The following is a 6294-nucleotide window of genomic DNA, read 5'->3' as shown; positions in this document are numbered from 1 at the left end:
TGTCGCAATCCCTTATTCATCAGGTCTTATTTTCCTACATCAAGAGGTTAATAAATAATGAAGACAGATTTTTACGTCGCAATCCCTTATTCATCAGGTCTTATTTTCCTACCAAGGAGAAGTTACTCTAAACGACCATTCTTCATATCGTCGCAATCCCTTATTCATCAGGTCTTATTTTCCTACTCAAGAAATAGTAATTCATCTGGTTCGGCAGACGGAGGTCGCAATCCCTTATTCATCAGGTCTTATTTTCCTACTGAATATATATGGATTAGAACAAGAAATAGAAGAAGTCGCAATCCCTTATTCATCAGGTCTTATTTTCCTACGAAAAAATTGCTCGAATTAAAGAATGGATGACAAAAAATGTCGCAATCCCTTATTCATCAGGTCTTATTTTCCTACACCTCGGATAAGAAAATCTACGGGACCGCAACCATTTGTCGCAATCCCTTATTCATCAGGTCTTATTTTCCTACGCAAAAGTAGAATGTCCTGTAGTGCTCCTTTATGTGTCGCAATCCCTTATTCATCAGGTCTTATTTTCCTACAAGTAAAATGAAAAAATTTAGAATTGCGATGGTATTGTCGCAATCCCTTATTCATCAGGTCTTATTTTCCTACAGTATGAGAAAAATAGCGGTAGCAGGCATTTCGGGAGTGTCGCAATCCCTTATTCATCAGGTCTTATTTTCCTACTAACAAATGAGGGCTATTTTTTTTGGTCGAGGTCAACGTCGCAATCCCTTATTCATCAGGTCTTATTTTCCTACAGACCGTGACACGATTCTTCATCCTCCCGTGCCACAGTCGCAATCCCTTATTCATCAGGTCTTATTTTCCTACGCTTGACTTCCGAACTTTTCTTGGATAGCATTTATAACAGTCGCAATCCCTTATTCATCAGGTCTTATTTTCCTACTAAAAATGGAAGGTATAAAAATGGAGCATATATTAGAATTATGTCGCAATCCCTTATTCATCAGGTCTTATTTTCCTACTTATAAAAAGCTCCAGGCTATAAACCTGGATTTAGGTATGTCGCAATCCCTTATTCATCAGGTCTTATTTTCCTACATCAGTTTCACCACCCGCAGCTACTGTTACTATTGATAAGTCGCAATCCCTTATTCATCAGGTCTTATTTTCCTACGAAATATAGTCAAGATGTTGATAATTTTCTTACTTATGTCGCAATCCCTTATTCATCAGGTCTTATTTTCCTACTTTTTGAAGCCTCCATCTACGATAATTTATCATTAGTCGCAATCCCTTATTCATCAGGTCTTATTTTCCTACTGCGGTGTGTTTTTGCCCTTGATACTATTAGACTTATAACCCACTTTCCGATAACCTCCTTTTTTTCATTAAAAAATTACCTCCAATCAAACAAATTTTTGCTTGTTTTTAACACCACTTACCTCAATTTCCCCTTATTTTTCAAGGTTCCTCTCGGTGGACCAATTTTTTCACTAACCCCATTCTCAGTTTTTAAATAATAATTACTTCTTCATCTTCTGTTACTCTGCCCACGCCGTAAACCTCTATCCTTGAAATACAATCTTCACAAATCTTATAGATTCGCAGACTATCTTTCTCAATCTGAAGATATTTTAACACATCCTTTACCATCCTGTCAAATACTTTTTGATTTAAATGGCATTCAAAGACGCTATATTGGACTCTTGTCCCATAATCTTCCATAAGATTAGCAATCTTATTCCTTTTTTTATCATTCCTGACATCATAAGAAACAACTATAAACATCTTTTTATCTCACTAAAAAAGGTTGATAAGGTTCTTTTGTCTGAATAGTTTTAGCCAATTTATAAGCCTGATTTTTAAATAAGAGTCTATAATTTATCTTTTCATTTGAAGAAAAATCTGTAAATGAATGAGTTATCATCTGTTCATATTGAGCAAAATATTTTGTCAGAGCTTCTTTTTTCAAATAGATTCCTTCCTCTCCCTTATTTTCAAAATCATCCTCAGAGAGGATATGGTTATTAATCAAATTCAGGGTAAATCTATCAACTACTGGATGTCTAAATTCTTCAACCAAATCCAGGGCAAGTGATGGCCGACCATAATCAATGCCATGAAGATACCCAATATAAGGGTCAAAACCTATAGCGCAAAGGATGGATAATATTTCATTAGTAATCAGCATATAACCAAAACTTAATAGGGCATTAATGGGGTCCTTAGGGGGACGCCGGCATCGCCCCGCAAACTTTAGATCTCCTCTAAACATTTTCCCAAAGGCTTGAAAATAGTTAGCGGTAGATTGTCCCTCTACGCCTAATATAGTTGAAACCCTTTCTTTGTTTTGAAGACTTTTTAAGGACTGAGCAAGTTCCTCAACCACATTTCCAAAATCTACTTCTGGATGATTAGATATATACCGCTGAATAATTGTCCTCCCATTCTTTATCTTTGCCTCTACTATTCTCTTGCTATGATTTACTTGAAACTCTTCATCTAAGTATCGCTCATACTGAGCAATTCGTAATAGAATATTCTTTGATTCCATAGGTGCAAGCCTGCCATGGAATTTCCCATGAGTTGACATAAAACTTGTTTCAATCCCTGATTCTAAAAGGAAGTTTAATGTCTGCGTAGTAATCTGGACATTCCCATAGATAATTACCCTTTCGAGATTGAAGGTAGGAACTTCTGCCAAAATCTCCTCTTTTTTAGCCACTACCAATCGTCGTGACTTTTTCTTTACTACAGAACCTTGTTCGGTTAAATATAAGGTAGCCATTTTAAATCTCAATCATCCAAATAGTTTTGTCTTCCTGGTTTATTCTATTTAATACACCAAATTCAGTCAAGATAGAATCAGTCTTTTTTGTATCAAATAGCGAATTAAGTCTATGCTCTTGTTTTTGCAGGTCTAATTCAATTGTTCTTTTGTGTTTTTTAAGCTCAATATATCTTTTCACTATCTCATCAATAGATTCTCCTTCTGCCAGTGCTGTTGGTTTTTCTTCTTTAATATAAACTGGTTGATGTTGACTAACTATAGCGTCTTTTTTCATCCCCATTTGTTTTGTAGCATTGGGATTAGCGTAAAGAACTGGTGAGGGATAGCCGCCTTCTGGTAATTTAAATTCACAGTAACAACCTATGGCTGGCGTAATATTAGATAACCAGTCTCTAATTTTGGGACAACTTATAGGAGAATACTGAAGTCGGTTACACCACCGCTGGGTGATATGAAAACTATAATTTAAGCAATGACTCATAACATAATGGATGTATCTTTTGCCTTCATCACCTAAATGTCCCAGGGAATAAAGTAGCACTAATCTTTCGTAGTGATTAAGGTCTTTTGTTTCTTTTGCCTTATTAACCAGAAATCTCAATACATTACATCCTTGAATGACCTTCTGAATGGATTCATCTTGGGGTTCCTCTTTTAAAATCTCTTCTTTTTGTTGAACTTCGAGATGTAATCTTTCAATAGCCTGTTTAATATCCTCGTTGGTTATCAACTTTATTCCCTTTATAAATTCTGCCTGGTCTGAATAAGGGATACCCTTATAATCTACAAATAGAGCACGCTTTTGGGTTACCCTGTGTTTCCCTAATGGGAGTTTAATCAGACAACCTAAGCCATCTGAAGAAACCATATTTTGTATAGGAAAGAGTTCTCGATGAATACCCTCTGCGGGTTCACCAACCTTCTTCATAATAATCATCCCAAGTTCCCTTACCTCTGAAGCCCGTAGAGGCTGTTTAAAGAAAAACCAGCAATGTCTCCCTTTATAACCACTATCCTCAATATAGGCATTGATTCCCAATTCATTACAAAAACTACTAATTTTATTAGCATCTTCCTGTGTCTTTTTATCAAATGTTTTCATCATTTCCTCATCGAGGCTATACTTGAGTATCATCTTTTTATTTACATCAATATCTATCACCATTACCTTGACAGTATTATCTGCTCTTATAAGATACATTCCTATAGTTTGCTCGCCAGATAAATGTGCTTTAATTTCCTTTTCGCCTAAAGGACTTCTTACGGGTAAATATCCTGTTTTACCACCACTATCAACCCATTGTTTAGCATAAACCCCTTCTCTGCCCATAAACAGATTTAAAAATAGGCTAAAATCCAATCCGTTGTATGGTAGTTTTTCTTTACCTTTTTCTACTTCTTTAATGCATCTACTTTCTTTAAGTTCTGGATTGAGTTCAAAAGCCTTTTTAAATGCCTTTGCAGAAGCTCCACGAAGTCCCCATTGTTCCAATGCTGACCCAAGCCCATAATAGGAGAGGGCAAACTCAGGGTCAATCTGAATTGCCTTTTGAAAGTAGCGAATAGATTTATCAACCTTTTTCTGGTTAAGATAAAGTAAGCCTAAGCTATAAAAGGCATCTTTATGTTGTGGATTGAGTTTCAGGGTATTAAAGAACTCTTCAGCGGCTTCCTCAGGCTTATCTAATTCATCATAAACCACACCCCATTGATAATGAGTTTCAGGGGCATCTGAAGCTGGCAACTTTGTTCTATTTGAGGCAATTTCATAAGCCTTTTTAATATCTCCAGCCTCTATAGCACAAGCGGCGAGAGCTAAATGAGCAGGGATAGATTGTGGTTCTGTGTTTAAAATTTCCTCAAGTGCCTTTATCAAATCCGTATCTCTTTCTGGGTCAAGTTTAAAGTAGCCTCTCCAACCACAAATAATACTCCTCAATCGTTCCTTTGATGGATTCAATTGATTAGCCTCCGTTTTAATCTTATTTTTGAGTCTTTCCACTGCTTTTGGGGAAGGACTTTTCCCTTTTGGGCTAAATTGGTATCCCAGGAATATAAATCCATCCTCCAAATTATGTATCTTTGTCTTTGCCTCATTAATTCTTAGATGCAATTCCTCCAAAGTGCGAGCCGCCAGATTAAAGGCTTCTTCTGCTTCATTCTTAGATTTACATAGAATTAAGAAATCATCAGCATATCTTACTAACCTATATCCATATCCAGTAATCTTTAAGTCAAATTGATGAAGATAGATGTTAGCCAATAATGGTGAGATGACTGCCCCTTGAGATATGCCTTTATCTTCTATCTCTCCTGTTTTTGTAAGTAGCCTTTTTATAAGCTCAATTATTCTAAAATCACTTATCTTCTGCTCAATAAATTTTATCAACAGATTATGGTCAATAGTCTCGAAGAACGAGTCAATATCTGCATCTACCATCCAATGATTGCCATTTTTTAGATACTGCTCAACCCTATTTAGCGCCTTATGTGGAGATTTACCTGGTCTATAGGCATAACTGCAATTGAGGAAATCTTTATCAAATACTGGTTGAAGCACCATCAGTAAAGCCTGTTCAACAATTCTATCCCTTACCGCGGGTATGCCTAAAGGTCGTTTACCACCGGAAGGTTTATCTATTTCAAACCTAATTAAGGGTAAGAAGTTATACCCTTGTTTCTCAAGCAGGGTTTTGATAATCTCAAGATTTTCATGGAGATTTAGTTGAAAATCCTCTATACTAACCCTATCTATTCCTCCTGCGCCCATATTCCCGGCTACCTTAAGCCAGGCAGAGTAGAGGTTATCTTCAGAAATAAGTTTATGCCAAAGGGATGAACTAATTATTTTGTCTCCTGCCATTTTTTATCCGTTACTGTTGCTCCATCAATTCAATTATTTTCTGATTTATCATATCATAAGGATTATGCCACTCCCCTTTAAAATCACAAATCTTTATCAAGAAGGTTTTGGTATCATTAAATAATCCATCCTTTCCGTAAGGTGGATAAATCTCTTTTAGCAGTTGTTCTGATATACCCTTAGTTCCATGAGCAAGAGGTCCATTGTTCCTTAAATCTGACAGAGAGATTTTGCCATAATTAGAAGTCTCTTTTTCCCTTTCCAGGTCTTCAATAAATTTCAGGATATTTGTAAGAGAATCGTCTTTAATCTCTTCATTCTTCCATTTTAAAATCTCAAGTAAGACAATCCTATTAGGACTATTCTCATACTGCAGATTCTTTTGTTGTAGTCGTTTCTCTAACTCGGGATTTATTTTGATATACTCGTTGAATGCTTTGAATTTCCCATCTATCTTTTTGAGCATTACACCGGTGTATCTTTGAAAGAGATAGTTACGAAGATTTTCCATCAAGGTAAAGATAAACGCTATTGCTATTACTCGATGTTCAAGTTTTTGGATAGGACTCAATATGATAGAAGTTTTTGGCACGAATTAGCTAAATAAAGAAAGGTCTTTTGCCGATAGTAGAAATAGTGTGAAGACACGAAATTTACT

The 6294-nt window shown here is 36.0% G+C and carries 4 protein-coding genes and 1 CRISPR repeat array; all 4 genes read right to left on the bottom strand.

The features are described from left to right. Window position 1: 1 nt before the first annotated feature. A CRISPR array of direct repeats spans window positions 2–1302; the repeat unit is 37 nt; unit sequence GTCGCAATCCCTTATTCATCAGGTCTTATTTTCCTAC. Window positions 1303–1494: 192 nt separating this feature from the next. The 4 genes from cas2 to AB1422_05370 are packed head-to-tail and all read right to left on the bottom strand — an operon-like array spanning window position 1495 to window position 6207. Continuing rightward, window positions 1495–1770: a CRISPR-associated endonuclease Cas2 gene (gene cas2, locus AB1422_05385; GenBank protein MEW6618767.1), complete on the bottom strand. Its 276-nt coding sequence runs from the start codon at window positions 1768–1770 to the stop codon at window positions 1495–1497. A 4-nt stretch (window positions 1771–1774) separates the two neighbouring features. Next, on the bottom strand, window positions 1775–2770 hold the full coding sequence (gene cas1, locus AB1422_05380; protein ID MEW6618766.1) for a CRISPR-associated endonuclease Cas1: 996 nt from the start codon (window positions 2768–2770) through the stop codon (window positions 1775–1777). Between the two features lies 1 nt (window position 2771). Next, window positions 2772–5636 (bottom strand): CRISPR-associated primase-polymerase type A1, encoded by a 2865-nt coding sequence (locus AB1422_05375; protein MEW6618765.1) that lies wholly within the window; start codon window positions 5634–5636, stop codon window positions 2772–2774. A 10-nt stretch (window positions 5637–5646) separates the two neighbouring features. Next, complete coding sequence (locus AB1422_05370; GenBank protein MEW6618764.1) at window positions 5647–6207, bottom strand: hypothetical protein; 561 nt, start codon at window positions 6205–6207, stop codon at window positions 5647–5649. Window positions 6208–6294 lie beyond the last annotated feature (87 nt).

It is taken from the genome of bacterium (assembly GCA_040757115.1).
Classification (GTDB): Bacteria; UBA9089; CG2-30-40-21; order CG2-30-40-21; family SBAY01; genus JBFLXS01.
This window is presented reverse-complemented; position numbering and strand designations above follow the sequence as displayed.

Bases quoted from the DNA above. Each gene is read 5' to 3' on its own strand.
- cas1 (MEW6618766.1), bottom strand. From the start codon at position 2,770: ATGGCTACCTTATATTTAACCGAACAAGGTTCTGTAGTAAAGAAAAAG.
- AB1422_05375 (MEW6618765.1), bottom strand. From the start codon at position 5,636: ATGGCAGGAGACAAAATAATTAGTTCATCCCTTTGGCATAAACTTATT.
- cas2 (MEW6618767.1), bottom strand. From the start codon at position 1,770: ATGTTTATAGTTGTTTCTTATGATGTCAGGAATGATAAAAAAAGGAAT.